Genomic DNA, 24,002 nt, shown 5'->3' on the forward strand with positions numbered 1-24,002 from the left:
TACCGGCCCGGTACTACTGGTGTGCACGGGAGTGTTACGGAGGGACGGGCAACGAGCGCACCGGAGGGGCGCGGGGTTGTATCGATTTGCGGCTCCGCCGCGTGGACGCGAGCAACCACGGCGGCGCCGCACCCGGCAACGACGGGACCCCCGACGGCGCCACCCGGTCACCGCCCCAGCGCGGCCAGCACCTCCGCATCCGACAACTGCTCGAAGTCCTCGTACCACTGCCCCACCGCCGTGAACCCGGCGGGCCGGTGCGGGCACACGATCGTGTCGGCCTCGGCGGCGAGGCGGTCCACGGAGTCCGGGGCGCCGACGGGCACGGCCAGCACCAGGTGCGCGGGCCCGCGCCGCCGTACATGGCGCAGGGCCGCCCGGGCGGTGGCGCCCGTGGCCAGCCCGTCGTCGACGACGATCACCGTACGGCCCGCGGGGTCCGGTGCCGGACGGTCGCCGCGATAGCGCTCCTCCCGGCGGCGCAGTTCCCGCCGTTCGCGTTCCACCGCCGGGGCCATGGACTCCTCGGTCAGGCCGAGCCGGTCCAGGGATCCGGTGTTGAAGAGCGGCGGGTCGTCGCCGACCAGCGCGCCGACGGCGAACTCCTGGTGGTGCGGGGCGCCGATCTTGCGGACGATGAGCACGTCGAGCTGGGCGTCGAGGGCGCGGGCGACGGGCTCGGCGACGGCGATGCCGCCGCGGGGCAGGGCGAGGACGAGCGGATCGACGAGGGCGCCCTGTGCCCGCAGGTCGCTCAGCAGTCCGGCGAGTTCCCGTCCGGCTTCGGCGCGGTCCCGGAAGCGCATGGCCGTCCTCCTCCGCGGTGCCTCTCCTTCCATGGTGCTCCCGGTCGGACCTTCTCGCGTCATTCGAACACCCGATCTATACACCGAGTGTATAGTCACCGCATGCCTCTTTCGACCGACAAGATCCCGACACCGAAGCACGCGTCCAGGAAGACACGCGAAGCGGCCCGGAGGTTGCGTCCGGCGGCGCTCGCCTCGGCCGCACTCGGCCTGGCGCTCGCACTGTCCGGCTGCGCCCAGGTCGACACGACCGCCCCGAGCACCGTGCGGGCCGCGGCGGCGCACGGGGCGCCTGCGGCGTTCGGGACCGTCGACTGCCGCCAGGCCAAGTGCATCGCGCTCACCTTCGACGCGGGGCCCAGCGAGAACTCGGCGCGGCTGCTCGACATCCTCGAGCAGAAGAAGGTCCCGGCCACCTTCTTCCTGCTCGGCAAGAACCACATCGAGAAGTACCCGCAGCTGGTCAAGCGGATGGCGGCCGAGGGGCACGAGGTCGCGAGCCACACCTGGGACCACAAGATCCTCACGCGGATATCGGACGCCCGGATACGCGAGGAGCTGAAGCGGCCGGACGACGCGATCGAGCGGCTCACCGGACGCAGGCCCACGCTGATGCGCCCGCCTCAGGGCCGTACGGACAGCGACGTGCACAAGATCGCCAAGGAGATGGGGCTGGCGGAGGTGCTGTGGAGCGTGACCGCCAAGGACTACACGACCAACGACTCGAAGCTCATCACCAAGCGGGTCCTCGACCAGGCGTCCCGGGACGGGATCATCCTGCTGCACGACATCTACCCGGGCACCGTGCCCGCCGTACCGGGCATCATCGACGCCCTGAAAGCGCGCGGATACGTTTTCGTGACCGTTCCTCAGCTACTGGCGCCGGGCAAGGCCGAACCGGGGAAGGTGTACCGGCCCTGAATCCCGCACCGGGCTGGTCCCCCGTGCGACGGAGCCGGGGCCGAACGCCCGGCGACCGGCGCCCATTGCCTACGATCGTGGCGTGCCGATCTTCTCCTTCGCCCGTACGGCCCCGCTTCCCCTCGACGAGGCGTGGCGCCGGCTCACCGAGTGGCCCCGCCACGCCGACGCCGTCCCGCTGACCCGGATCAGGGTGCTCACCGACGGTCCCACGGACGTGGGCACGCGGTTCGTGGCCCGTTCCGGCATCGGCCCACTGGCCTTCGACGACGTCATGGAGGTCACGGTCTGGCGCCCGCCCGCCGACGGCGAGGGCGGGCTGTGCCGCCTGGAGAAGCGCGGCCGGGCGGTGCTGGGCTGGGCGGAGATCGAGGTCCTGCCGGGGCCCGGGGGCCGCAGCCGGGTGGTGTGGCAGGAGGAACTGCGGGTGCGGTTCCTGCCGCGTGCCTTCGACGGCGTACTGGAGAGCACGGCGCGCGGGATGTTCGGGCGAGCGGTGAACCGGCTGCTCAGACGGGCGTGAGCCGGGGCCGGCCTCAGGCCACCGAGCCGATCGACGCGGCCGGGCACGAGGCCGGGTCGCGGTGGATGGGAGTGTGTGCGCCGGTGAGCGAGATGCCGCTGCCGCCGCGCCGGTTCGCGACGATCTCCGCGCCGATGGACAGGGCCGTCTCCTCCGGCGTACGGGCGCCGAGGTCGAGGCCGATCGGCGAGCGCAGGCGGGCGAGTTCCAGCTCGGTGACGCCGACCTCGCGCAGGCGCTCGTTGCGTTCGAGGTGGGTGCGGCGGGAGCCCATCGCGCCGACGTAGGCGACGGGCAGCCGCAGGGCCAGCTTCAGCAGCGGTACGTCGAACTTGGCGTCGTGGGTGAGGACGCACAGGACGGTGCGGCCGTCGGTCTCGGTGCGCTCCAGGTAGGTGTGCGGCCACTCGACGACGATCTCGTCGGCCTCGGGGAAGCGGGTCCTGGTGGCGAACACCGGGCGGGCGTCGCACACCGTGACGTGGTAGCCGAGGAACTTGCCGACGCGGACCAGCGCGGAGGCGAAGTCGATCGCGCCGAAGACGATCATCCGGGGTGCGGGGACGGAGGACTCGACCAGGACGGTGAGCGGGGCGCCGCAGCGCGAGCCCTGTTCGCCGATCTCCAGGGTGCCGGTGCGGCCGGCGTCCAGGAAGGCGCCGGCCTCGGCGGCGACCGTGCGGTCCAGCTCGGGGTGGCCGCCGAAGCCGCCCTCGCAGGAGCCGTCGGGGCGGACGAGGAGGGCCCGGCCCCGCAGCCGTGCCGGTCCCTCCACGATCCGCGCGACCGCCGCCGCCTCCCCATGGGCGGCGGCGGCCAGCGCGGCGCCGACCACCGGCCGGGCGGGACCGTCCGCCCGGACCGGAGTGACGAGGATGTCGATGACGCCGCCACAGGTCAGGCCGACGGCGAAGGCATCCTCGTCGCTGTAGCCGAAGCGTTCGAGCACGGTTTCCCCGTCCTCGAGCGCCTGTCGGCACAGCTCGTACACGGCGCCCTCCACGCACCCGCCGGAGACCGACCCGATGGCCGAGCCCTCGGCGTCCACCGCGAGGGCGGCGCCGGGCTGGCGCGGAGCGCTGCCGCCGACGGCCACCACGGTGGCGACGGCGAAGTCACGGCCCTGCTCGACCCACCGGTTCAGCTCTTCGGCGATGTCCAGCATCTGTCGGTCTCCTAACGGGATTGCGGGGAAGGGGCGTCCAGCCGGCTAGTGCACGCCCAGCAGCGCTCGGACGGGGTGCAGTGAGAAGTAGACGAGGAAGAGCACCGTCAGACCCCACATGAAGCCGCCGATCTCCCGCCACTTGCCCTGGGCCAGCTTGATGACCACGTAGGAGATCACACCGGCGGCGACACCGGGAGTGATCGAGTACGTGAACGGCATGATCACGACCGTCAGGAAGACCGGGATCGCGACGGAGCGGTCGCCCCAGTCCACATGACGGGCGTTCATCATCATCATCGCGCCGATGGTGACCAGGGCGGCCGAGGCCACCTCGCGCGGCACGATCGCCGTGATCGGCGTGAAGAAGAGGCACAGGGCGAAGAAGCCACCGGTGACCACGGAGGACAGTCCGGTACGGGCGCCCTCGCCGACGCCGGTCGCGGACTCGACGAACACGGTCTGGCCGGAGCCGCCCACGACACCGCCGACGACACCGCCGGCACCGTCGATGAACAGCGCCTTGGACAGGCCCGGCATACGTCCCCGGGCGTCGGCGAGGTTGGCCTCGGTACCGATGCCGATGATGGTGGCCATCGCGTCGAAGAAGCCTGCGAGGACCAGCGTGAAGACGATGAAGGTGACCGTCATGTAGCCGACGTCGCCCAGGCCGTTGAAGGACACCTTGCCGATGAGCGAGAAGTCCGGCATCGACAGGGCGCTGCCGTGCAGCGCGGGGCCGTCGCCGTTGGCCCAGCCCTTGTCGTCGACCAGGCCGGCCGCGTTGACGATCACCGCGAGAACGGTGCCGGTGACGATGCCGATGAGGATGGCACCCGGAACCTTCCGGGTCTGCAGGGCGAAGATGAGCAGCAGGGTGACGGCGAAGAGCAGGACGGGCCAGCCGACGAGCTCGCCGCCCACACCCAGCGTGACCGGGGTGGCCGTACCGGCGTGCACGAATCCGGCCTTGACCAGACCGATGAACGCGATGAACAGACCGATGCCCATCGTGATGCCGTGCTTGAGCGGCAGCGGGATCGCGTTCATGATCATCTCGCGGAGACCGGTGACCACCAGCAACATGATCACGGCGCCGTAGGCGATGCACATGCCCAGGCCCTGGGCCCAGGTCAGGGTCTTGGTTCCCATGACCAGACCGGCCAGCACGCCGGAGACGGAGAGTCCGGCGGCCATGGCGAGCGGCGCCTTGCCGATCCAGCCCATGAGGAGGGTGGTGGCCGCCGCGCCGAGCGCGGTGGCCGTGATGAGGGCCTTCTGCCCCAGAGAGTCGCCGGACTTGTCCGCGCCACTGAGGATCACCGGGTTGAGCAGAAGGATGTACGCCATCGCCATGAAGGTGGTGACGCCACCGCGGACCTCGGTCGCGATGCTTGATCCTCTTTCGGATATGTGGAAGTACCGGTCGAGCCACGACCTACCGGCCGGCGGACGCGAACCCGCGCCCGCGTCTTCGGCGGTGTTCGTGGGCTCCACTGACTGCTGGGTCATGGTGCCATCTCCCAAGGTTCACAGGGGCACCCGTGCAACCGCCCTCGCGGTCACGGGATTTGGGAATGGACGACCCGGGGGACGGCCCGAGACGAACGAATTTCCTGGTACTTCAAGGACCGCGAGCGGTGCGGAACTCAAAGGGGGTTCCTCCGGGCGGCGCGGCGGAGTGTGTGACGTTCCCTGCGCCGCCCGGAGAGCTGTGGGATTGTTACGCGGTTCCCGTGAGGTGCTCGGGCCGCACCGGCGTGCGGTTGAGCTCCAGCCCGGTCGCGTTCCGGATCGCCGCGAGGACGGCCGGCGTGGACGACAGGGTCGGGGCCTCGCCGATGCCGCGCAGCCCGTACGGGGCGTGCTCGTCGGCGAGTTCGAGCACGTCGACCGGGATGGTCGGCGTGTCGAGGATCGTGGGGATCAGGTAGTCCGTGAAGGAGGGGTTCCTGACCTTCGCGGTCTTCGGGTCGACGATGATCTCCTCCATCACCGCGACGCCGAGGCCCTGGGTCGTACCGCCCTGGATCTGGCCGATGACGGAGAGCGGATTGAGCGCCTTGCCGACGTCCTGGGCGCAGGCCAGCTCGATGACCTTGACCAGGCCGAGCTCGGTGTCGACCTCGACGACCGCGCGGTGCGTCGCGAAGGAGTACTGGACGTGTCCGTTGCCCTGGCCGGTGCGCAGGTCGAAGGCCTCGGTCGGCCGGTGCCGCCACTCCTCCTCGACCTCCACGACCTCGTCCTCCAGCACGTCGACCAGGTCGCCGAGGACCTCGCCGGCGTCGGTGACGACCTTGCCGCCCTCCAGCAGGAGTTCGGCGGTCGCCCAGGCCGGGTGGTAGGTGCCGAACTTGCGCCGGCCGATCTCCAGGACCTTCTCGCGGACCAGCTCGCAGGCGTTCTTCACGGCGCCGCCGGTGACGTACGTCTGCCGGGAGGCCGAGGTCGAGCCCGCGGAGCCGACCTGGGTGTCGGCGGGGTGGATGGTCACCTGGGTGACGCCGAGTTCGGTGCGGGCGATCTGCGCGTGGACGGTGACACCGCCCTGGCCGACCTCCGCCATCGCGGTGTGCACGGTCGCGACCGGCTCGCCGCCTACGACCTCCATGCGCACCTTGGCGGTGGAGTAGTCGTCGAAGCCCTCGGAGAAGCCGACGTTCTTGATGCCGACCGCGTAGCCGACACCCCGTACGACGCCTTCGCCGTGTGTGGTGTTGGACAGGCCGCCGGGCAGCTGCCGTACGTCCGCCCCCTCGCTGGACTCCCACTGGCGCTCCGGCGGCAGCGGCATCGCCTTGACGCGGCGCAGGAGTTCGGCGACCGGCGCCGGGGAGTCGACCGGCTGCCCGGTCGGCATGACGGTCCCCTGCTCCATGGCGTTCAGCTGCCGGAACTCCACCGGGTCCATGCCCAGCTTCTTCGCCAGCTTGTCCATCTGCGCCTCGTAGGCGAAGCACGCCTGGACCGCACCGAAGCCGCGCATGGCGCCGCAGGGCGGGTTGTTGGTGTAGAGCGCGATGGCCTCGATGTCGACGTCGTCCACCATGTACGGGCCGACCGACAAGGAGGAGGCGTTGCCGACGACCGCCGGGGAGGCGGAGGCGTAGGCGCCGCCGTCCAGGACGATCCGGCACTTCAGGTGCGTGAGCTTGCCGTCCTTGGTGGCGCCGTGCTCGTAGTAGAGCTTCGCCGGGTGGCGGTGGACGTGCCCGAAGAAGGACTCGAAGCGGTTGTAGACGATCTTCACCGGCTTGCCGGTGCGCAGCGCCAGCAGGCAGGCGTGGATCTGCATCGACAGGTCCTCGCGGCCGCCGAACGCGCCGCCGACGCCGGCCAGCGTCATGCGCACCTTCTCCTCGGGCAGGCCGAGGACGGGCGCGATCTGGCGCAGGTCGGAGTGGAGCCACTGGGTGGCGACGTAGAGGTGGACGCCGCCGTCCTCCTCGGGCACGGCGAGGCCGGACTCGGGGCCGAGGAAGGCCTGGTCCTGCATGCCGAAGGTGTACTCGCCCTCGACGATCACGTCGGCCCGCCTGCGCGCTTCTTCCACATCGCCGCGGATGATCGGCTGGCGGTGCACGATGTTCGGGTGCGGGACGTGGCCGCAGTGGTGGTCGTCGCGGTTCTCGTGGACGAGGACCGCGTCCGGGGCCAGGGCCGACTTCTCGTCGGTGACGACCGGGAGTTCGCGGTACTCGACCTTGATCTTGGCGGCGGCGCGGCGGGCCGTCTCCGGGTGGTCGGCGGCGACGAGCGCGACCGGCTCGCCGTGGTGGCGCACCTTGCCGTGCGCGAGGACCGGGGTGTCCTGGATCTCCAGGCCGTAGTTCTTCACCTCGGTGGGCAGGTCGTCGTACGTCAGGACCGCGTACACACCCGCCGTGGCCAGGGCCTCGGAGGTGTCGATCGAGACGATCTCGGCGTGTGCGACGGTGGAGCGCAGGATCTGGCCCCACAGCATGTCCTCGTGCCACATGTCGGACGAGTACGCGAACTCGCCGGTGACCTTGAGGGTGCCGTCCGGGCGGAGGGTGGACTCGCCGATGCCGCCCTTGGTCTGGGAGCCCTGCGTGATCTTCGTAGGGGCGCCGTTGGCCGGCATGTCAGACCTCCTCGGACTGGCGGGCGGCCGCCAGGCGGACCGCGTCCATGATCTTCTCGTAGCCCGTGCAGCGGCACAGGTTGCCCGACAGCGCCTCGCGGATGTCGGCGTCGGACGGGTTCGGGTTGCGCTCCAGGAGTTCGTCGGAAGCGACGAGCAGACCCGGGGTGCAGAAGCCGCACTGGACGGCACCGGCGTCGATGAACGCCTGCTGGACCGTGGAGAGTTCGCCACCCTCGCCGGTCTGGGAGTCGGTGCCCTTGGCCTGCCTCCCCCAGGCTTCGCCCGGGGGGACCCCCAGCTGGGCGTCCTGGAGCGTCGTACCGCAGGCGCCGGACGCGCAGCCGCCCTCGGCGCGCTGCTTGGCGTACTCCGCCAGGCCCTCGACGGTCACCACGTCGCGGCCCTCGACCTGACCGGCCGCGACCAGGCAGGAGCAGACCGGCACGCCGTCCAGGCGCACGGTGCACGATCCGCACTCGCCCTGCTCACAGGCGTTCTTCGAACCCGGCAGGCCGAGGCGCTCGCGCAGGACGTACAGCAGGGACTCGCCCTCCCAGACGTCGTCGGCCTCCTGCGGACGTCCGTTGACGGTGAAGTTGACGCGCATTACGCAGCTCCCTCGGTGGTGCGGTGGTTGCCGCGGTACGACTCCCAGGTCCAGGTGAGCGTCCGGCGGGCCATCACGCCGACCGCGTGGCGGCGGTAGCTCGCGGTGCCCCGGACGTCGTCGATCGGGTTGCAGGCGGCCGAGCACAGGCCGGCGAACTGCTTGGCGACCGACGGGGTGATGATCTTTCCGTTGTCCCAGAAGCCGCCCTCTTCGAGCGCCGCGTTCAGGAACTCCTCCGCGGCCTTGGCCCGCACGGGGGTGGGCGCGGCCGAGCCGATGCCGGTCCGGACCGTACGGGTCTCGGGGTGCAGGGCGAGGCCGAAGGCGCACACGGCGATGACCATGGCGTTGCGGGTACCGACCTTCGAGTACTGCTGCGGTCCGTCGGCCTTCTTGACGTGGACGGCGCGGATCAGCTCGTCGGGCCGGAGCGCGTTGCGCTTGACGCCGGTGTAGAACTCGTCGATCGGGATCAGCCGGGTTCCGCGGGCCGCCGACTCCACCTCGACCTCGGCGCCGGCCGCGAGCAGAGCGGGGTGGGCGTCACCGGCGGGCGAGGCGGTGCCGAGGTTGCCGCCGACGCCGCCGCGGTTGCGGATCTGCGGGGAGGCGACCGTGTGCGAGGCGAGCGCGAGGCCCGGCAGCTCGGCACGGAGGCTCTCCATGATCTTGGTGTACGGCACGGATGCACCCAGCCGTACGCTCTCTTCGCCGACCTCCCACTCGTAGAGGTCACCGATGCGGTTCAGGTCGAGCAGATACTCGGGCCGGCGGTGGTCGAAGTTGATCTCGACCATCACATCGGTGCCACCCGCAATCGGCACAGCGGTGGGGTGCTCGGCCTTCGCGGCGAGCGCCTCCTCCCAGCTGGCAGGGCGAAGGAAGTCCATGACCGGCTCTCTTCTTCGTCTCAATGGTTCGTTCAGATTGAGCCAATCCGTGTGCGGCGGGCGCGGCTCGTTCATGTGCTGTTAACGCGGAGTGGACTCAGTACACCGCCCCTCGCTCCGGCGGGGTCAGTCACCGAAACCATGAAGGAGTTCGCTGGCCACGGTGAGCATCTTGTAGATTCGTATGAACGGAGGACATCGGCAACCTCTCGGTTTTCCTGGAGAAACGCAGGAAACAGCAGGAGGACCGCCGAATGCGTCCCCGGGCGTCGGGTTCCGGGTGACCCCCCCGTCACCCTCCAAGATCCATCGTAGGTTTCGAGACACAGAACGGCGGCGACGAGATGCGGCTGCGCGCACTTTTGGACACTGATGCGCTGGGCCTGCGGCTGCTCGGCGGCGAGGAGGAGCTGGACCGGTCGGTGCGCGGGGTCATGACCACGGACCTGCGCGACCCGAGCCGCTACCTCTCCGGGGGCGAGCTGGTGCTGACCGGCCTCGCCTGGCGCAAGGACGCCGCCGACTCCGAGCCGTTCGTACGGATCCTGGTGCAGGCCGGGGTTGCGGCGCTCGCCGCCGGTGAGGCGGAGCTGGGCGACATCCCGGACGACCTGGTGCTCGCCTGCGTCAGACACCGCCTGCCGCTGTTCGCGGTGCACGAGTCGGTGGCGTTCGCCACGATCACCGAGCACGTCGTACGGCAGGTCTCCAGTGAGCGCGCCGGGGATCTGGCGGCCGTGGTGGACCGGCACCGCAGGATGATGACCTCGGGCCCGGCGGGCGGCGGGCCGGACGTGGTCCTGGACCTGCTCGGCACCGACCTGGACCTGCGCGCCTGGGTGCTCGCCCCGACCGGCCGGCTGATCGCCGGCTCCAAGGTCGGGGGCCCGGCGCTGCCCGCCGAGACCTGCGCCAGGCTCGCCGCCGAGCACCTGGCCGCCACCCGCACCGGCCGCCGCGGCCCGCACCGTGTCCTGCTCGGCGGAGCCACCTACTCCCTCTTCCCGATCCGCTCCTCCGGCCGCTCCCCGCAGGCCGCCCGCGACGTCCGCGAGACGGTGCTGTCGGACTGGCTGCTGGCCGTCGAGGCGGACGCCGGCGACTGGCCCGAGGAGCGGCTGGACCTGCTGCAGGGCGTCACCCAGCTGATCTCGGTCGAGCGGGACCGTCGGGACGCGGCGCGCACGGTGCGGCGCCGGCTAGCCCAGGAGGTGCTGGAGCTCGTCCAGACGGGTGCCGCACCGGCCGAGATCGCGGCCCGCCTGAGGGTGGCCGCCCCGGTGCTGCTGCCCGGGCTCGGCACGGCCCCGCACTGGCAGGTCGTGGTGGCCCGCGTGGAGTGGGAGGGCGGCTCGGTCGAGGGTGGTCCGGTCGCCCAGTCGCTCCTGGAGGAAGTGCTGGTCGACCCGCAGTCGACCGGTCCCGAGCCGTCCGACCGGATCGCCGTCGCGCACACCGGCGACGAGGCGATCGCCCTGGTGCCGCTCCCGGCGGTCTCCGCCGAGCACGACGGCTCGGAGACCGGGCTGCTGGCCGACTCCCTGCTGCAGTCGGTGCGGGAGACGCTCTCGGCGGGCCTGAACGACGACGGGCGGCTCACCCTCGGCGTCAGCGCGGCCGTGCACTCCGCGGAGGGCCTGCGCGGCGCCCTGGAGGAGGCCCGGCACGCCCGCCGGGTGGCGGCCGCCCGCCCGGGCCGGGTCTGCGCGGCGGGGCACCAGGAGCTGGCGTCGCACGTCCTGCTGCTCCCCTTCGTGCCCGACGACGTCCGGCGCGCCTTCACCGCCCGCCTGCTGGACCCCCTGACGGACTACGACCGCCGCCACCGGGCCGAGCTGATCCCGACTCTGGAGGCGTTCCTGGACTGCGACGGCTCCTGGACCCGCTGCGCCACCCGGCTCCACCTGCACGTCAACACGCTGCGCTACCGGGTCGGCCGGATCGAGCAGTTGACGGGACGGGACCTCTCGCGTCTGGAGGACAAGCTCGACTTCTTCCTCGCTCTGCGCATGAGCTGAGGTCGGCGGGGGCGCGCGGGGGCCAAACCCGGTCACGCCCGCGCACCACGACTTTGTGAAATCTTTCACCCACCCTCTTGGCCCGGCCCTGCGATTGGTGCTGGAATGCCGCCACCACTCAACAGCTCGATGGCGTGCTCGGGGAGGGCAACGTGGCGCATACCGCCATGTCTGGTAACGGAACGACCGCCGGTGACGATCCGCTCCAGACCGCGGTATGGCGGCTGCGCTCGCGGGCCTGCTGGGCGGACGCGGCGGCCCTGCTGCCGCGGGACACCGCCGCCGCGGCCCTGCAGCGGGCCACGCTGCTGGTCGAACGGTGCCTGTACACCGAACGGGGCTGGGAGGACGCGGAGGACGCCCTGCGGACGGCGGAGGCGCTCGCGCACACCGACGACGAGCGGGGGGCCGCCGCCTGCGAGCGCGGGCAACTCGCCTACACGGCAACGCTGCACGGCGTCCGGGACCGCGCGGACGAGGCGCGGGCCGCGCTGGGGCGCGCGGCGGCGCTGATCCCTCCGGGGGCGCCGGGACGGGCCCTGCTCGACTTCCGCCGGGGCCTGATCGCGGAGAACCTGACCCGCTCCCCGCAGGCGGCGCGCGCCGCGTACCGCCGGGCGCACGCGGGCGCCACCGCGGACGCGGACCCGCTGCTGCTGTCCTTCACCTGGCGGCATCTGGCCGGACTCGCCCTGCGCGACGGGGAGTTGACCGAGGCGCGACATGGCTTCGCCGAATCGCTGCGGATCCGCGAGGAGTTGGGCTATCTCGTGGGTACGGCCCCCGCACTGGCCTCCCTCGCCGACGCCGAGTCCGAGCCGGAGGCCTCGCGGTTGCGCGAGGAGGCGCGGCGATTGTTCCGGCTGCTCGGGGGCGTACCGACGTGGCTGGCACGGCAGTTGTCCCCGCCGGCGCCGGGGGTGGCTACGGCATAGGGGCGGGCGTCCCCGGCAGGGGGTGAGCGGGGTGCCGCCGTAGCTGCGGGCAGTCGCGCCTCCCTCAGCGCCTTGAGGGCCTGGGGGACCCCCGGGCGGCACGGGCGGGCGCAGCGGCACCCCGTCGGCGCGGGCTCGCGACCCCACCCCGGCCGGCTACGGCGCAGGGTACTGCTCAGCCCACCGCACCGGCGAAGTGAGCGGTCACCAACCCCCGCACCACATCCACGTCCCCGGCGATCAGCGCGTCCAGCAGGGCCATATGCTCGGCCGCGTCCGCCACCAGACAGGCCCGGCCGCGCCGGACCGGTGGCCACTGCGAGCGCCGGTGCAGATCGGACGCGATGCCGACCAGTTGCTCGTTGCCCGCCAGGGCGAGCAGGGCGCGGTGGAAGGCACGGTCGGACTCACCGTACGTCGCCGGGCAGCCGGAGGCCGCCGCGCGCACCGTCTCCTCCGCGAGCGGACGCAGCTCGGCCCACCGCTCGCGCGGCACGGTCCGGGCCAGCCGCAGCAGCACCGGCACCTCGATGAGCGCCCGCACCTCCGCCAGCTCGGCCAGTTCCCGCGCCCCCCGCTCGACCACCCGGAACCCCCGGTTGGGCACGACCTCGACCGCGCCCTCCAGGGCGAGCTGCTGCATGGCCTCCCGCACGGGCGTGGCCGAGACGCCGAACCGCTCGCCGAGCACCGGCGCCGAGTAGACCTCGCCCGGCTTCAGCTCCCCGGTCACCAGCGCCGTGCGCAGCGCGTCCAGGATCTGCCCGCGCACCGAGGAACGCTGCACCGCCGGGCGCGGCTGCGGAATCGGCCGCTCACTGTGCGTGTGCTCCCCCCGCGCGGCGGGCACGGCGGTGTCCCGCTCACGGAAGCCGTCGGGGGCATCCGCCCCGCGCGGCTGCGGGGGCACCCGGGGGCCTCCGGGCGGCGTCCCGCGCTCCGGTGTCCCCGCCCCGGCGGAGGCCTGCGCGGTCTGCTTCACGGGGCCCTCCTGGCGGCTTGTCGGCACTTGGGTCATTAACGGCAGGTTGTCGCTTGTCCGTCAAGCACCATAGGCGCCCGAGGCGCCAGTTCAAATTCGCACAGAATTGATAAGGTTAGCCTTACCTATCCGAGTCGGCCGGGTCGGCGATCGTCGACGGAGGGACACCGGCCCGGGCCCGCTGGGATCATCGGACAGATGGTTCACAACTCCCCCACGCGCCACGGGAAGTTCCCCGGGAACCGCCCGTGCGGGTAGTCTTATTCGAACTCAGCTCCCGCCCCTCAAGCGGCAGTTCGAGCAGAACGCCGTCCTGGGCATCCCCTTGCACTTCCTTGGCGGCCTCTTGCCCCGAAACCCCCTGAGGGCCCTCGGGAGTGGGCCACTATGGCGGGCGTTACGCCCTATCCCAATGCAAGGGACCCCTGATGAGACTGACCGACATATCGCTGAACTGGCTCCTTCCGGGCGCCGTACTGCTCCTGGGAATGCTGGCGGCGGTGGCGGTGCTCGCGCGCGGCAAGCGCTCCTCCGGGGAGAACGCGAGCGCGGACGACTCCTGGGAGCGCAGCGAGGAGCGCCGCAGACGCAAGGAGGCCATCTACGGCACGGCCTCCTACGTGCTCCTGTTCTGCTGTGCGGCGGTCGCGGCCGCCCTGTCCTTCCACGGCCTCGTCGGCTTCGGCGAGCAGAACCTGGGGCTGACCGACGGCTGGCAGTACCTGGTGCCGTTCGGCCTGGACGGCGCCGCGATGTTCTGCTCCGTCCTCGCGGTGCGCGAGGCCAGCCACGGTGACGCGGCCCTCGGCTCCCGGATCCTGGTGTGGATGTTCGCCGCGGCGGCGGCCTGGTTCAACTGGGTGCACGCGCCCCGGGGCGCCGGCCACGCGGGCGCGCCGCAGTTCTTCTCCGGTATGTCGCTGTCGGCGGCCGTCCTGTTCGACCGAGCGCTGAAGCAGACCCGCCGGGCCGCGCTGCGCGAGCAGGGCCTGGTGCCGCGTCCGCTGCCGCAGATCCGCATCGTGCGCTGGCTGCGCGCCCCCCGCGAGACCTACAGGGCCTGGTCGCTGATGCTCCTGGAGGGCGTGCGCAGCCTGGACGAGGCGGTCGAGGAGGTCCGCGACGACAGGCGCCAGAAGGAGGAGACGCGGCAGCGCCGGCGCGAGCAGCAGCGGATGGAGCGCGCCCAGCTGAAGGCCATCAGCCGGGGCCACCGCGGCTTCGTCAGCCGGGGCGGTCGGCAGGTCGAGGTGGAGGTGCAGGCCGTGGAGCGCGGCCCCGCCCAGGCGACCGCGGAGCCTGCCATATCGACCGCGGAACAGCTGCCCGTACGCGCCCGTCCCTCCCTGCAGCCGGTCCGCAGCGGGTCCGCTGAGCAGGTGACCGTCGACCTCACCGCCGAGGACGACACCATGGCCCTGCCGCGGCTCGACTCCCTGGAGCGCAAGCTGAAGGACCTGGAGCAGCAGTTCGGCTAGGACCGCCGCTCATCCCGGGCCGGGGGCGTGACCGCACGGGTCACGCCCCCGGCCCGTGTCCCGCCCGTCCGTTTCCACCTTCCGTTTCCCACCCTGTGCCCCCCGCCGGTGCCGCGCCCCGTCCCGGGCCGGCAGCTAACCCGCACCCGCCCTGTGAGCCCGCCTCGCCGCGAAGCGTCACGCGGCCTCGGCGCCCAGTTCGAACCACACCGACTTGCCCACCCCGTGCGGGCGCACACCCCAGGCGTCCGCGAGGGACTGCACCAGCATCAGCCCCCGCCCATGGGTGTCGTCCTCCGAGTCCGGGCCTCTCGGCTCCGGTCTGCGGCCCACGAAGTCCCGTACCTCCACGCGCAGCCCGCCCGGCTCCACGACCGCCGTGAGGACCGCGTCGTCGTCGGTGTGGACGAGCGCGTTGGTGACCAGTTCGCTGGTGAGCAGTTCGGCGATCTCCGAACGGCCCGGTTTCCCCCAGTGCCGCAGCAGTTCGCGCAACTCCCGGCGGGCCTCGGGCACCGCCTTGAGATCCGCCCGCCCCAGCCTGCGCCGGAGCCGGTGCACACGTCCTGTGATGGTGTCGGCCTCTTCCCCCGTCGCCGCCGAGGAGTCCCCGACGACCGCGGGACCGCCCCCTCGTGCCTGACTCTTCATGACCCCCGCCCGCACGCCGCTGGACCCTGCCCCTCCTGGTCGAACACGTTCACGGGGGATGCTTGCCCAGCACGCACACAGGCAGTCATCACGCATGCCCGATGACCGGCGGTTCGGCCACGCCCGCACGACGCCCGCGCCGGCCGCCGGGCCGCGCCGCACCCCGGTGACCGGCTCCCCGCAGGGCCCTGGGCGCCACGGACGCCCCGGGACGGCAAGGCAGATGCGCCCGGCACCGGCCGTCGGCACGCCGTCACACGCCGTGAAAGTGGCCGAAATCCATTCCCTGCTGTCCCCCTGGGGGCACGGCACGTTGCGCGGTTCGAGCGGGCCATCTGGAGCATGCGCCCCACGCCGCCGTCCAGCACGCTCCTGCGTTGGGGTCGGTGACGAGGTCCACCAGGGCCGGACCTTGTGCCGGAAGGCGTCCTTGAGTGCGCCGGCGAGCTGCTCGGGCTTCTCCACCCGCATCCCGTAGGCACCGCAGGCGCGGGCGACGGCGGCGAAGTCGGGGTTGGTGTTGGTGGTGCCGTAGGAGGGCAGCCCGGAGACCGGCATCTCCGGCTCGGAAGCAGCCGAGGCCGATCGCGCTCGACGGGATGTGGGAGGCGAGCGCGAGCACCGGGGCCATGGAGCGGTGCGCGTCGTACAGTCCGTTGACCAGGTGCAGGTTGCCCGGGCCGCAGGAGCCGGCGCAGGCCGCCGGCTTCCCGGTGATCTGCGCCTCCGCGCCGGCCGCGAAGGCGGCGGTCGCCTCGTGGCGTACGTGGATCCAGTCGATGGCGGCGTTGCGGCGGACGGCGCCGACCAGGTTCTGTTTCGCCATGCACCCATGGATGCAGAGGGGAAACGGCTACGCCTCCCACACGGCCGCCGCCGTACGGTCGTCGGCGTAACCCTTCACCCGCACCTGGGCGTCGGCGAGGAACGCGGCGAGCCCGGGCGGGGTGCGGCCGGACCAGCGGCGGGCCAGGTAGGCGCAGAGCGCGGCCTCGCCGCGCAGCGGATCGGCCAGGCCCGCGGTGCACATCACCAGGGCATCACCCGGGCGGGCGACCGAGGCACGGAACCGGAACGGCTCGCGGGGCGGCTCGGGCGCCGGTTCGTACGGACTCGGCGGGGTCGGGATGCCGAAGTCCATGGTGAGCCGGTCGCCCTCGGGGGTCTCGGCAAACGTTTTCGCCGGGGAGCCGAAACCGCCGGCCGAGCGGTCCGCGGTGTCGGCGGGCGACACCTGCGGCTCGATGTCCTGCCACGCGCCGTCCCGCAACCGGAACAGGCCACCGTCACCGACGCCGAAGAACACGCGCGTACGGCAGTCGGGATCGGCGGGCACCAGCAGACAGCGCAGGCTCGCCGCGTACTCCTCCGGGTCGACGCCCCGTTCGGCGGCGCTCGCGCGGAGCATGCCGAGGCTGCGGTCGGTCAGCCGGTGCAGCCCCGACTTCAGGTCGCCGCGCCGGGCCGCCCGGATGTCCTCCACCAGCCGGTGACGACTGCGGCCCACGGCCCGCCCGATCCACCGGCACGCCTCGGCCGCCGCCAGGTGCGCGCCCGGTGTGCCCCGCACTCCGGTCGCCATCGCGACGAGCACCAGCGCCTGCTCCCCCGTCCCGAACCGGGCGGTGAGCAGCGAGTCCCGGCGCGGCTCACCCCGGTACCGCGCCGAGTCCCCGCGCATCGACACCGCCCGCAGCGTGCACGCCCCGTACCGGGCACCGTCCAGCACCGTGTCCGCGACCAACTCCCCGAGCCCGTCCGGATCGGCGGCCGGCAGCGCGGTGGGCTCGGGGTCGTAGGTGGGCGGACCGGAGCCGACGTAGTCGACGGCGGAGGGGGATGCGGGCACAGGTGAGACGGCGGCAGCCTCGCCGGACCGCCCGCCGGTGACCGCCGTGACCGACGTGGCGGCATGCCCCTCCGGGAACTGCGGGGCGGGGGGTGCCGGTGGCAGCTGCGGATCGGGGAGCGGCGCGGGGGGCGAGGGGACCTGCGGGTCTGTGGGCGCCACGGGTGACCATGGGTCCTGCGCCGAGCGATCTTCGAGCGGCGCGGAAGGCGAGGTGGGTGCTGACGGGGCCAGCGGATCAGCGGCCGCGCCGGGCACCGGCCGGGGCTGCGGATCAGAGGGCGATACAGAGGGCGGCGGGAGCTGCGGATCGGCGGGCGCGAGCGGTGACCCTGGGTCCTGCGCCGAGCGATCTTCGAGCGGCGCGGAAGGCGAGGTGGCGCGCGGTGGGGACTGGTCCGGGTGGAGGGGTGGCGGTGCCGTCGACACGGAGGGGTCGGGGGGTAGTTGTGGGTCGGTCGGTGCCGACGGTGTCGGGGTCGGTTGGGCGAGGCCGGCGGACGGGGGCGACGTCGACGGGGTCGGGGGTGCGGCCGGGGGAGGCTCCCAGGGGGAGCGAGGGGCCGCCGGGGTGACGGGCGGCGGGGCCGCGGAGTCCTGGGCCGCGCGTTGCGTCGGCAGCGACGGTGCCCCGGGGTCCTGGGCCGCGCGTTGCGGCGGTACCGCGGGGTCCCGGGGCTCCGTTGTGCCTGCGGCCCCGGCACCTCGTACCCCGCCGGTGTCGTCTCCGCGCGCCTCGCCGTCGGCTTTCCCCCGGCCCGGTGCCCTGATCGGCAGGTCGGTCACCGTGTACTTCGCGGAGGCGAAGCGGTCGTCCAGGGAATCGGGCGCGGGCGCAGGGCCCGTGTCCTCGGCGGAGTCGTCGTACAGCTGTCCCCACCAGTCGTCCTCGGAACGGGCGGGCCTTCCCCCCTGCTGGCTCATGCCCCTGATTGTCCACCGCACGGGCCGTATGAAAACGGAGCATCGGGAAATTCCGGCGGACGCGGCCCCGTCGAACGGCGTGTCGGGTGAGGGAGTGAACAGCCGTACGAGAGGCGGAAGATGGCCGCCGGGCGGCCCCACCCCCCACGGGAGGACCGCCCGGCGACGTCCCAAGTGGCCCGGCCCCGGATCCCCTTCGCGTGGCTCGCACACGTCCGGGCCCGGGCCACGGTCGGGGCGACCGGGCCGCGACAGGGCACCGGGCGGATGACCGGATTGTGGCTTGGTTTCCTGGGACGCGGCTGTGAATCGAGCGCACGGCCCGCGCCCCACGGTGCTGCCACCTTGGCAGACCCGCCTCCGGTACGGCGATGATGTTCCGCGGCGGGTTTGCGCCGTGGCCGGTTTCCGCCAGGCCGGGCCCGCCCCTCGTGACGGCTTGGTGGTGGCGGGTTCCCGGGCCTGGATTCCAGGCCTGTTCCAGAGGAGGGGCGTGGGTGGATGCTGGCGGCGATTGGGCTGGACGACACGCACGAGGCGGCGTACCGGGCGCTGGTGTCCGTGGGCGCGGCCGACGTGACCGATCTGGCGCGGCGCCTGACGCTGTCCGAGCCGGACGCCGAGCGGGCACTGCGCCGTCTGGAGCGGCAGGGGCTCGCCGCGCAGTCCCCGGCCCGGCCGGGCCGCTGGGTGGCGGCCCCGCCCGGGGTGGCGCTGGGGGCGCTGCTCACCCAGCAGCGGCACGAACTGGAGAAGGCGGAGCTCGCGGCGGCGCTGCTCGCCGAGGAGTACCGGGCGGCGGCGGCCGAACCGGCGGTGCACGACCTGGTGGAGGTGGTGACCGGTGCCTCGGCGGTCGCCCAGCGCTTCCTGCAACTGCAGCTCGGGGCGGCCGAGGAGGTGTGCGCGCTGGTGACCGGCAATCCGGTGGTCGTGTCCGGACTGGAGAACGAGGCGGAGGCGCAGGCGGCCGGACGCGGGGTGCGCTACCGGGTGGTGGTGGAGCGCGCGGTGCTGGAGCTGCCGCACGGGCTGACCGAGCTGACGGCGGCGCTGGGCCGGGACGAGCGGGTGCGGGCGGTGGACCGGGTGCCGACGAAGCTGGTGATCGCGGACCGTTCGCTCGCGATGGTGCCGCTGACCTCGCGTACGGCGGAGCCGGCCGCGCTGGTGGTGCACGCCAGCGGGCTGCTGGAGCTGCTGGCCGGGCTGTTCGAGTCGGTGTGGCGGGAGGCGCTGCCGCTGAGCCTGGGCGCCTCGGGGATGGTCGAGGAGTTGCCGGACGGCCCCGACGCCACCGATCTGGAGGTGCTGTCGCTGCTGCTGGCCGGGCTGACCGACGCGAGCGTGGCCAAGCAGCTCGACCTGGGCCTGAGGACCGTGCAGCGCCGGGTGCGGCGGCTGATGGAGCTGGCCGGGGTGACGACCCGGCTGCAGCTGGGCTGGCACGCGTACGAGCGGGGCTGGGTCACGCGCTCCTAGGCTCCGTCCGGCCCCTCACCACCAGCCGCCACCACCATCACCTGCCGCCACGCGCCGCCGTCCGCCGCCACCCGCCGTCACCTGCCGCCATCAGCCGCCACCAGCCGCCACGCGCCATCGTCCGCCGTCACCCGCCGTCGTCCGCCGCCACCCGCCGTCGCCTGCCGTCACCCGCCCTTGTCCGCCGTCACCGCCGTCGTCCGCCCTCTCCCGCCGTTCGTCCGCCCTCGGCCCCCCTCACCTGCCCCCGTCCGCCTTCTCCGGCACTCTGGGCAGATGGGAGTGTGGGAACTCCTGCTGGTCGGTGTGGTCGTCGCGCTCGGCCTGTGCGGAGTGCTGGTGCCCGGGGTGCCGGGGTCGTGGCTGGTGTGGGCCGCGGTGCTGTGGTGGGCGCTCACCGACCCGCGGCCCCTGAGCTGGGCCGTCCTGATGGGGGCCGGCGCGGTGCTGCTGCTGTCGCTGGCGGTCCGCACGGCGTTGCCCCCGCGCCGGCTCCGCCAGAGCGGCGCCACACCGCGGATGGCCGTGTACGCGGGCGCCGGGGCGTTCCTCGGCTTCGTGTTGCTGCCGGTGCTGGGCGCTGTGCCGGGCTTCGTGGCCGGCATCTATCTGTACGAGCGGCTGCGCCTGGGCCGGCACGGCGAGGCGATGGTCGCCCTCCGCACGACGATGCGCTCGGGCGGCTCCAGCGTCCTGGCGGAACTGTTCGCCTGCCTGCTGATCGCGGGGGCGTGGCTGGGGGCGGTGCTGTGGGGCTGAGCGATCGCCGGGCCATCTGCCCGTCATCGGCCACCGACCACCGACCACACCGGCACGTCGTAGCTGCGGGCAAGTCGGGCCTCCCCCCGTGCCTTAAGGGCCTGGGAGGACCCCCAGGAGGCACGGCTGGGCGCCGCGGCACCCCGCCGGCCCGGCCGGCCCCGTCACCGCACCGCGCCCATGGCTCCGCGCACCGTCTCGGCCACCACTGCCATCCCGGTGTCGTTGAAGTGCAGGTGGTCGCCGGGGTCGTAGGCGGGCAGGAGGCGAGTCGGGTCGGTGGGGTCGCGGAGCGCGGCGTCGGCGTCGGCGACCGCGTCGAAGATGCCGCCGGTGCGGATGAACGCGTTCACCTGCTGCCGTACCGCCTCGCGGGCGTCCGAGTAGGCGGAAAAGCCCCGGTACGGGGTGAGGGTGACGCCGACGACGCGGATGCCCCGGGCGTGGGCGCGGGCGACGAGGGTGCGGTAGGCGTCGGCGTAGGCGGTGACGTCGTCGGCCTTCGGTGTGCCCTTGATGTCGTTGATGCCCTCCAGGACGACCAGGATCCGTACCCCGGCCCGGTCGAGGGCGTCGGCGTCCAGGCGGGTGAGGGCGCTCGGTCCGGTGCCGTCGCGTAGCAAACGGTTTCCGGAGATTCCGGCGTTGAGGACTCCGAGCCGGTCCGCACGCACCCGTTCGGCGAGCCGGTCGGGCCAGCGGTGGTTGGTGTCGGGGGTGGAACCGTTTCCGTCGGTGAGGGAGTCGCCGAACGCGACGATGCTGCCCGAGGTGGTGCCGAGGACGTCGACGCCGGTGACGTAGTACCAGCGGCTGACGGTGGTGGTGTAGGCGGCGCCGCCCTCGTCGGCGGCCCGCCCCGCGCCGTCCGGGGCGACGTAGCTGGTCTGCAGGGCGGTCTGGTGGTAGGTGGCGGGTCCGTCGTCCCCGGGGGTGTACACGGTGACGAGGAGGTCGGCGGCGGCCGGGACGGGCAGCGGCACCGGGTCGGTGACCGTGTCCTGGCCGGGCGGGACGGTTGCCGTCGGGGCGCCGTGGAAGGTGGCGGTGTGCAGGGTGCCGGGCACCGCGCCGGGGCCGGTCCCCCGGCGCAGCGCCACGGTGACCGCGCCGAGCCGCAACGGCGCGGTGCCGAAACGGTTTCCGAGCCGGATGCGCACGGCCGTACCGCCGACGCTGAGGTGGACGACATTGCGGATCGCGGCGCCGGGCAGTGCGGAAGCGGTTCCCGACGGCGCGGTCTCCCAGCTGCCCGTCCAGGGCGGTGGCGCCGGCTCCGCCACGGCCGGTGCCCTCGTGCCCGGCAGCATCGCCAGCAGCAGCACCGTAAGGATCTTTCCGGCACCGGCCATCTCCGCACCCGCCCTTCCCCGTTGCCCGTCGGAGCAGACCGTGCCACACGGCCGGACCCGGCCACCGCACCCTCGACGGCGGTCCACCCACTCGGCGCAACCGGGCGTAGGGCGGCGGCCCTAGGGCCTGGAGCCGATGTGCGGAGCGGGCCGGCGTGCTTGGCTGCCGTCATGACCGAATTCAGCGAGGCGGAGCGCGCGTATCTGGCGTCGCAGCGGCTGGGCCGGATGGCCACGGTCGACCCGCACGGCCAGCCGCAGGCGAACCCGGTGGGCTTCGTCGTCCAGGACGACGGCACGATCCTGATCGGCGGCTACGCGATGGGGACGACGAAGAAGTGGCGCAATCTCCGGCAGAACCCGAAGGTCGCCCTGGTCGTGGACGACATCGCGAGCCTGCGGCCCTGGCGGGTGCGCGGTGTGGACATCCGCGGCGAGGCCGAACTCCTCGTCGGGCCACACGACTTGGGCCCGCACTTGAGCGAGGAGGTGATCCGCATCCATCCCCGCCGGGTGCACAGCTGGGGTCTGGGGGAGGAGCAGGAGGAGGAGTAGCAAGAGGAGTTGGCAAGCAGATTCCGGACGCCGAGGAGGAGTTGGCGTCCGCCGGGCCGGGCCTAAGCGGTGAGCGCGCCCTCCAGGGTGAGCAGCCACACCTTCCGTTCGACTCCGCCCGCGTACCCGGTCATCGATCCGTCCGCGCCGATGACCCGGTGGCACGGGCACACGATCAGCAGGGGGTTGGCGCCGATCGCCCCGCCGACGGCGCGAACCGCCGCGCGGGAGGCCCCGATCCGCGCGGCGATCTCCCCGTAGGTGACGGTGGCGCCGTACGGCACCTCGTCCAGCGCGGCCCACACCCGCTGCCGGAACTCGGTGCCGTGCGGGCTCAACGGCAGCCGGAATTCGTTGAGTTCACCGGCAAAGTAGGCGGCGAGCTGGTCGGCGACGGCCCGGAACGGGCCGTCGTCTCGCCGCCAGCCGTCCTGCACGCTCCGCCCGCCCTTCTGCCCCGGCACGGACAGCGAGGTGAGCGCCCCGTCGGCGTCGGCGGTGAGCAGCAACCGGCCCACGGGAGCGTCGAGTCGCGTCCAGTAAACGGTTGTCATCGGTCGTTCCACTCCCCTGCAACCCGCAGATGCTGGACGGCGTACGAGCGCCAGGGCCGCCAGTCGTCGGGCACCTCCGCGCCGGGCGGGGCGACGTCGGGATCGCCGAGGGCCCGCACGCGTACGGCGGCGACGGTGGCCGGATCCATCCCCGGCAGGGCGAGCAGGGCGTCCCGCGCGTCGTCCCGGTCGGCGCCAGGGTCCAGCCGTACGGTGCCGTCGGCGAGGGCGGCGGCCAGCGCCCCCAGCGGCCCGTCCGGCTCGGCCTCGGCGAGGACGGCCGGCTCGGGGAAGAGATGGGTGAGGCTGCCGCAGGGCGCGTCGAGCACCTTGCCGTAGCGCCGCACCAGCTCCTGCGCGCCGTCCTTCCCGACCAGGGCGCGGACGGCGGCCTCCGGGGGGTCGACGGCGCCGGGCGAGCGCAGCCCGGGCCGGGCGGCGACCAGCGGGCCGAGCCGCGGGTCGGTGCCGAGCCGCTCGTCGACGGCGTACGGGTCGGCGTCGAGGTCGAACAGGCGCCGTAGCCGCTGCACCGCGGTGGTCAGGTCCCGTGGGTCGGTGAGGTGCAGCCGCGCGTCGAGCCAGCCGCCCGGACGGGTGCCGGTGCCGGTCCTCGGCTCCCGGGTGCGCTCCTCGACGGCGACGATTCCGGTCCCGTACGGCAGCCGCAGCGTACGCCGGTAGGTACGGCCGCCCGGCGCACCGGAAACCTCCTCGACACCGGTTACCGCCTCCGTCGCGAGCTGGTCGAGGACGGCGGCGGCCTGGTAGGGCCCGCGGTAGGCGAGCCGCAGCGGGATCCCGGCGCCGGGGGCGGCCCGGCGGACGCCGCGGCCCCGGGAGGCACTCCGGCCCCGGGGGGCGGCCCGCAGCTCGGTGGGCGTCGAGGCGTACACCTCCCGGACGGTGTCGTTGAACTGCCGCACGCTGGCGAAGCCGGACGCGAACGCGATCTCGGTGACCGGGAGTTCGGTGGTCTGCAGCAGCACCCGCGCGGTGTGCGCCCGCTGGGCCCGGGCGAGCGCCACGGGCCCGGCGCCGAGTTCCGCGGTGAGCTGCCGCTGGACCTGCCGCGCGCTGTAGCCGAGCCGCGCGGCGAGCCCGGCGACGCCCTCGCGGTCCACGACACCGTCCGCGATCAGCCGCATGGCCCGCCCGACGACGTCCGCCCGCACGTTCCACTCCGCCGACCCCGGCACGGCGTCCGGCCGGCACCGCCGGCAGGCCCGGAACCCGGAGCCCTGCGCGGCGGCGGCCGTCGCGAAGAACCGCACGTTGTGCCGCTTCGGCGTCACCGCCGGACAGCTGGGCCGGCAGTAGATCCCGGTGGTCTCGACGGCGAAGAAGAAGACTCCGTCGAACCTGCCGTCCCGGCTGCGTACGGCTTCGTACCTGGTGTCCTCGTCCATCACGTGTTCCAGTGTGCGGCGGCGGAGG

At 73.3% G+C, this 24,002-nt stretch carries 20 protein-coding genes and 2 pseudogenes; 8 read left to right on the plus strand and 14 right to left on the minus strand.

Annotated features, from left to right (window positions below; all coding sequences use genetic code 11):
* Positions 1-167 precede the first annotated feature (167 nt).
* A complete protein-coding gene (locus LMU33_RS00340) occupies positions 168-806 on the minus strand; it encodes a phosphoribosyltransferase (RefSeq protein ID WP_228616155.1) in 639 nt (212 codons plus the stop codon).
* A gap of 102 nt (positions 807-908) precedes the next feature.
* Here LMU33_RS00340 and LMU33_RS00345 point away from each other — a divergent pair, with 102 nt between their 5' ends.
* The gene (locus tag LMU33_RS00345; RefSeq protein WP_228616157.1) at positions 909-1,727 is read left to right on the plus strand and encodes a polysaccharide deacetylase family protein; all 819 of its coding nucleotides are present in this window, start codon (positions 909-911) and stop codon (positions 1,725-1,727) included.
* 82 nt (positions 1,728-1,809) lie between these two features.
* Positions 1,810-2,250, plus strand: a complete 441-nt coding sequence (locus tag LMU33_RS00350; RefSeq protein WP_228616159.1) for an SRPBCC family protein — start codon at positions 1,810-1,812, stop codon at positions 2,248-2,250.
* 13 nt (positions 2,251-2,263) lie between these two features.
* Here the strand turns inward: LMU33_RS00350 and LMU33_RS00355 are convergent, their stop codons facing one another.
* The 5 genes from LMU33_RS00355 to LMU33_RS00375 form a co-directional block, all read right to left on the minus strand.
* Entirely contained in the window at positions 2,264-3,415 is a 1,152-nt protein-coding gene (locus LMU33_RS00355) for an XdhC family protein (RefSeq protein ID WP_228616161.1), read from the minus strand.
* Positions 3,416-3,460: 45 nt separating this feature from the next.
* Positions 3,461-4,927 (minus strand): NCS2 family permease, encoded by a 1,467-nt coding sequence (locus LMU33_RS00360; protein WP_228616163.1) that lies wholly within the window; start codon positions 4,925-4,927, stop codon positions 3,461-3,463.
* 211 nt (positions 4,928-5,138) lie between these two features.
* Positions 5,139-7,523 carry a xanthine dehydrogenase family protein molybdopterin-binding subunit gene (locus LMU33_RS00365; RefSeq protein ID WP_228616166.1) on the minus strand — a complete coding sequence of 795 codons (2,385 nt, stop codon included), beginning with the start codon at positions 7,521-7,523 and terminating at the stop codon, positions 5,139-5,141.
* Position 7,524: 1 nt separating this feature from the next.
* A complete protein-coding gene (locus tag LMU33_RS00370) occupies positions 7,525-8,133 on the minus strand; it encodes a (2Fe-2S)-binding protein (RefSeq protein WP_228616168.1) in 609 nt (202 codons plus the stop codon).
* Positions 8,133-9,026, minus strand: coding sequence for an FAD binding domain-containing protein (locus LMU33_RS00375; protein ID WP_228616170.1), 894 nt, complete (start codon positions 9,024-9,026; stop codon positions 8,133-8,135). The genes LMU33_RS00370 and LMU33_RS00375 overlap by 1 nt, the downstream gene beginning before the upstream one ends.
* Positions 9,027-9,370: 344 nt before the next feature.
* Here LMU33_RS00375 and LMU33_RS00380 point away from each other — a divergent pair, with 344 nt between their 5' ends.
* Positions 9,371-11,044, plus strand: a complete 1,674-nt coding sequence (locus tag LMU33_RS00380; protein ID WP_228616172.1) for a PucR family transcriptional regulator — start codon at positions 9,371-9,373, stop codon at positions 11,042-11,044.
* A gap of 167 nt (positions 11,045-11,211) precedes the next feature.
* Complete coding sequence (locus LMU33_RS00385) at positions 11,212-11,979, plus strand: hypothetical protein (RefSeq protein ID WP_228616173.1); 768 nt, start codon at positions 11,212-11,214, stop codon at positions 11,977-11,979.
* A 175-nt stretch (positions 11,980-12,154) separates the two neighbouring features.
* On the opposite strand, the gene LMU33_RS00390 is transcribed toward LMU33_RS00385, so the two are convergent.
* Positions 12,155-12,961 (minus strand): GntR family transcriptional regulator, encoded by an 807-nt coding sequence (locus LMU33_RS00390; protein WP_228616174.1) that lies wholly within the window; start codon positions 12,959-12,961, stop codon positions 12,155-12,157.
* A 428-nt stretch (positions 12,962-13,389) separates the two neighbouring features.
* Between LMU33_RS00390 and LMU33_RS00395 the strand changes: the two genes are divergently transcribed.
* The gene (locus LMU33_RS00395; protein WP_228616177.1) at positions 13,390-14,439 is read left to right on the plus strand and encodes a DUF2637 domain-containing protein; all 1,050 of its coding nucleotides are present in this window, start codon (positions 13,390-13,392) and stop codon (positions 14,437-14,439) included.
* A gap of 177 nt (positions 14,440-14,616) precedes the next feature.
* Here the strand turns inward: LMU33_RS00395 and LMU33_RS00400 are convergent, their stop codons facing one another.
* From LMU33_RS00400 to LMU33_RS41570, 4 genes and pseudogenes are all read right to left on the minus strand, one after another.
* Positions 14,617-15,090, minus strand: coding sequence for an ATP-binding protein (locus tag LMU33_RS00400; RefSeq protein WP_228616842.1), 474 nt, complete (start codon positions 15,088-15,090; stop codon positions 14,617-14,619).
* A 468-nt stretch (positions 15,091-15,558) separates the two neighbouring features.
* Positions 15,559-15,648 (minus strand): annotated as a pseudogene (locus LMU33_RS41850) (hypothetical protein); the annotation flags it as partial.
* 3 nt (positions 15,649-15,651) lie between these two features.
* Positions 15,652-15,901 (minus strand): annotated as a pseudogene (locus LMU33_RS41855) (thiamine pyrophosphate-binding protein); the annotation flags it as partial.
* Between the two features lie 42 nt (positions 15,902-15,943).
* On the minus strand, positions 15,944-17,101 hold the full coding sequence (locus LMU33_RS41570; RefSeq protein WP_308280738.1) for a protein phosphatase 2C domain-containing protein: 1,158 nt from the start codon (positions 17,099-17,101) through the stop codon (positions 15,944-15,946).
* Between the two features lie 1,263 nt (positions 17,102-18,364).
* Here LMU33_RS41570 and LMU33_RS00415 point away from each other — a divergent pair.
* Entirely contained in the window at positions 18,365-19,345 is a 981-nt protein-coding gene (locus LMU33_RS00415) for a helix-turn-helix transcriptional regulator (RefSeq protein WP_228616181.1), read from the plus strand.
* Positions 19,346-19,621: 276 nt separating this feature from the next.
* Positions 19,622-20,104, plus strand: a complete 483-nt coding sequence (locus LMU33_RS00420; protein WP_228616183.1) for a DUF456 domain-containing protein — start codon at positions 19,622-19,624, stop codon at positions 20,102-20,104.
* Positions 20,105-20,268: 164 nt separating this feature from the next.
* On the opposite strand, the gene LMU33_RS00425 is transcribed toward LMU33_RS00420, so the two are convergent.
* A complete protein-coding gene (locus tag LMU33_RS00425; protein ID WP_228616185.1) occupies positions 20,269-21,456 on the minus strand; it encodes an SGNH/GDSL hydrolase family protein in 1,188 nt (395 codons plus the stop codon).
* A 171-nt stretch (positions 21,457-21,627) separates the two neighbouring features.
* On the opposite strand from LMU33_RS00425, the gene LMU33_RS00430 reads away from it, so the two are divergent.
* Positions 21,628-22,011, plus strand: coding sequence for a PPOX class F420-dependent oxidoreductase (locus tag LMU33_RS00430; protein ID WP_228616187.1), 384 nt, complete (start codon positions 21,628-21,630; stop codon positions 22,009-22,011).
* 62 nt (positions 22,012-22,073) lie between these two features.
* Here LMU33_RS00430 and LMU33_RS00435 read toward each other — a convergent pair whose 3' ends face one another.
* Both LMU33_RS00435 and LMU33_RS00440 read right to left on the minus strand, forming a co-directional pair.
* The gene (locus LMU33_RS00435) at positions 22,074-22,565 is read right to left on the minus strand and encodes a methylated-DNA--[protein]-cysteine S-methyltransferase (protein WP_228616189.1); all 492 of its coding nucleotides are present in this window, start codon (positions 22,563-22,565) and stop codon (positions 22,074-22,076) included.
* Entirely contained in the window at positions 22,562-23,974 is a 1,413-nt protein-coding gene (locus tag LMU33_RS00440) for a DNA-3-methyladenine glycosylase 2 family protein (protein ID WP_228616844.1), read from the minus strand. Before LMU33_RS00440 ends, LMU33_RS00435 begins: the two co-directional genes overlap by 4 nt.
* Positions 23,975-24,002: the final 28 nt, after the last annotated feature.

Source organism: Streptomyces barringtoniae (assembly GCF_020819595.1).
Lineage (GTDB): Bacteria > Actinomycetota > Actinomycetes > Streptomycetales > Streptomycetaceae > Streptomyces > Streptomyces barringtoniae.

Coding starts and splice junctions, on each gene's coding strand:
- LMU33_RS00375 (WP_228616170.1), bottom strand. CDS start 9,026: ATGGACTTCCTTCGCCCTGCCAGCTGGGAGGAGGCGCTCGCCGCGAAG.
- LMU33_RS00380 (WP_228616172.1), top strand. CDS start 9,371: ATGCGGCTGCGCGCACTTTTGGACACTGATGCGCTGGGCCTGCGGCTG.
- LMU33_RS00430 (WP_228616187.1), top strand. CDS start 21,628: ATGACCGAATTCAGCGAGGCGGAGCGCGCGTATCTGGCGTCGCAGCGG.
- LMU33_RS00370 (WP_228616168.1), bottom strand. CDS start 8,133: ATGCGCGTCAACTTCACCGTCAACGGACGTCCGCAGGAGGCCGACGAC.
- LMU33_RS00365 (WP_228616166.1), bottom strand. CDS start 7,523: ATGCCGGCCAACGGCGCCCCTACGAAGATCACGCAGGGCTCCCAGACC.
- LMU33_RS00360 (WP_228616163.1), bottom strand. CDS start 4,927: ATGACCCAGCAGTCAGTGGAGCCCACGAACACCGCCGAAGACGCGGGC.
- LMU33_RS00400 (WP_228616842.1), bottom strand. CDS start 15,090: ATGAAGAGTCAGGCACGAGGGGGCGGTCCCGCGGTCGTCGGGGACTCC.
- LMU33_RS00395 (WP_228616177.1), top strand. CDS start 13,390: ATGAGACTGACCGACATATCGCTGAACTGGCTCCTTCCGGGCGCCGTA.
- LMU33_RS00415 (WP_228616181.1), top strand. CDS start 18,365: ATGCTGGCGGCGATTGGGCTGGACGACACGCACGAGGCGGCGTACCGG.
- LMU33_RS00440 (WP_228616844.1), bottom strand. CDS start 23,974: ATGGACGAGGACACCAGGTACGAAGCCGTACGCAGCCGGGACGGCAGG.
- LMU33_RS00355 (WP_228616161.1), bottom strand. CDS start 3,415: ATGCTGGACATCGCCGAAGAGCTGAACCGGTGGGTCGAGCAGGGCCGT.
- LMU33_RS00340 (WP_228616155.1), bottom strand. CDS start 806: ATGCGCTTCCGGGACCGCGCCGAAGCCGGACGGGAACTCGCCGGACTG.
- LMU33_RS00425 (WP_228616185.1), bottom strand. CDS start 21,456: ATGGCCGGTGCCGGAAAGATCCTTACGGTGCTGCTGCTGGCGATGCTG.
- LMU33_RS00345 (WP_228616157.1), top strand. CDS start 909: ATGCCTCTTTCGACCGACAAGATCCCGACACCGAAGCACGCGTCCAGG.
- LMU33_RS00435 (WP_228616189.1), bottom strand. CDS start 22,565: ATGACAACCGTTTACTGGACGCGACTCGACGCTCCCGTGGGCCGGTTG.
- LMU33_RS00420 (WP_228616183.1), top strand. CDS start 19,622: ATGGGAGTGTGGGAACTCCTGCTGGTCGGTGTGGTCGTCGCGCTCGGC.
- LMU33_RS00385 (WP_228616173.1), top strand. CDS start 11,212: ATGTCTGGTAACGGAACGACCGCCGGTGACGATCCGCTCCAGACCGCG.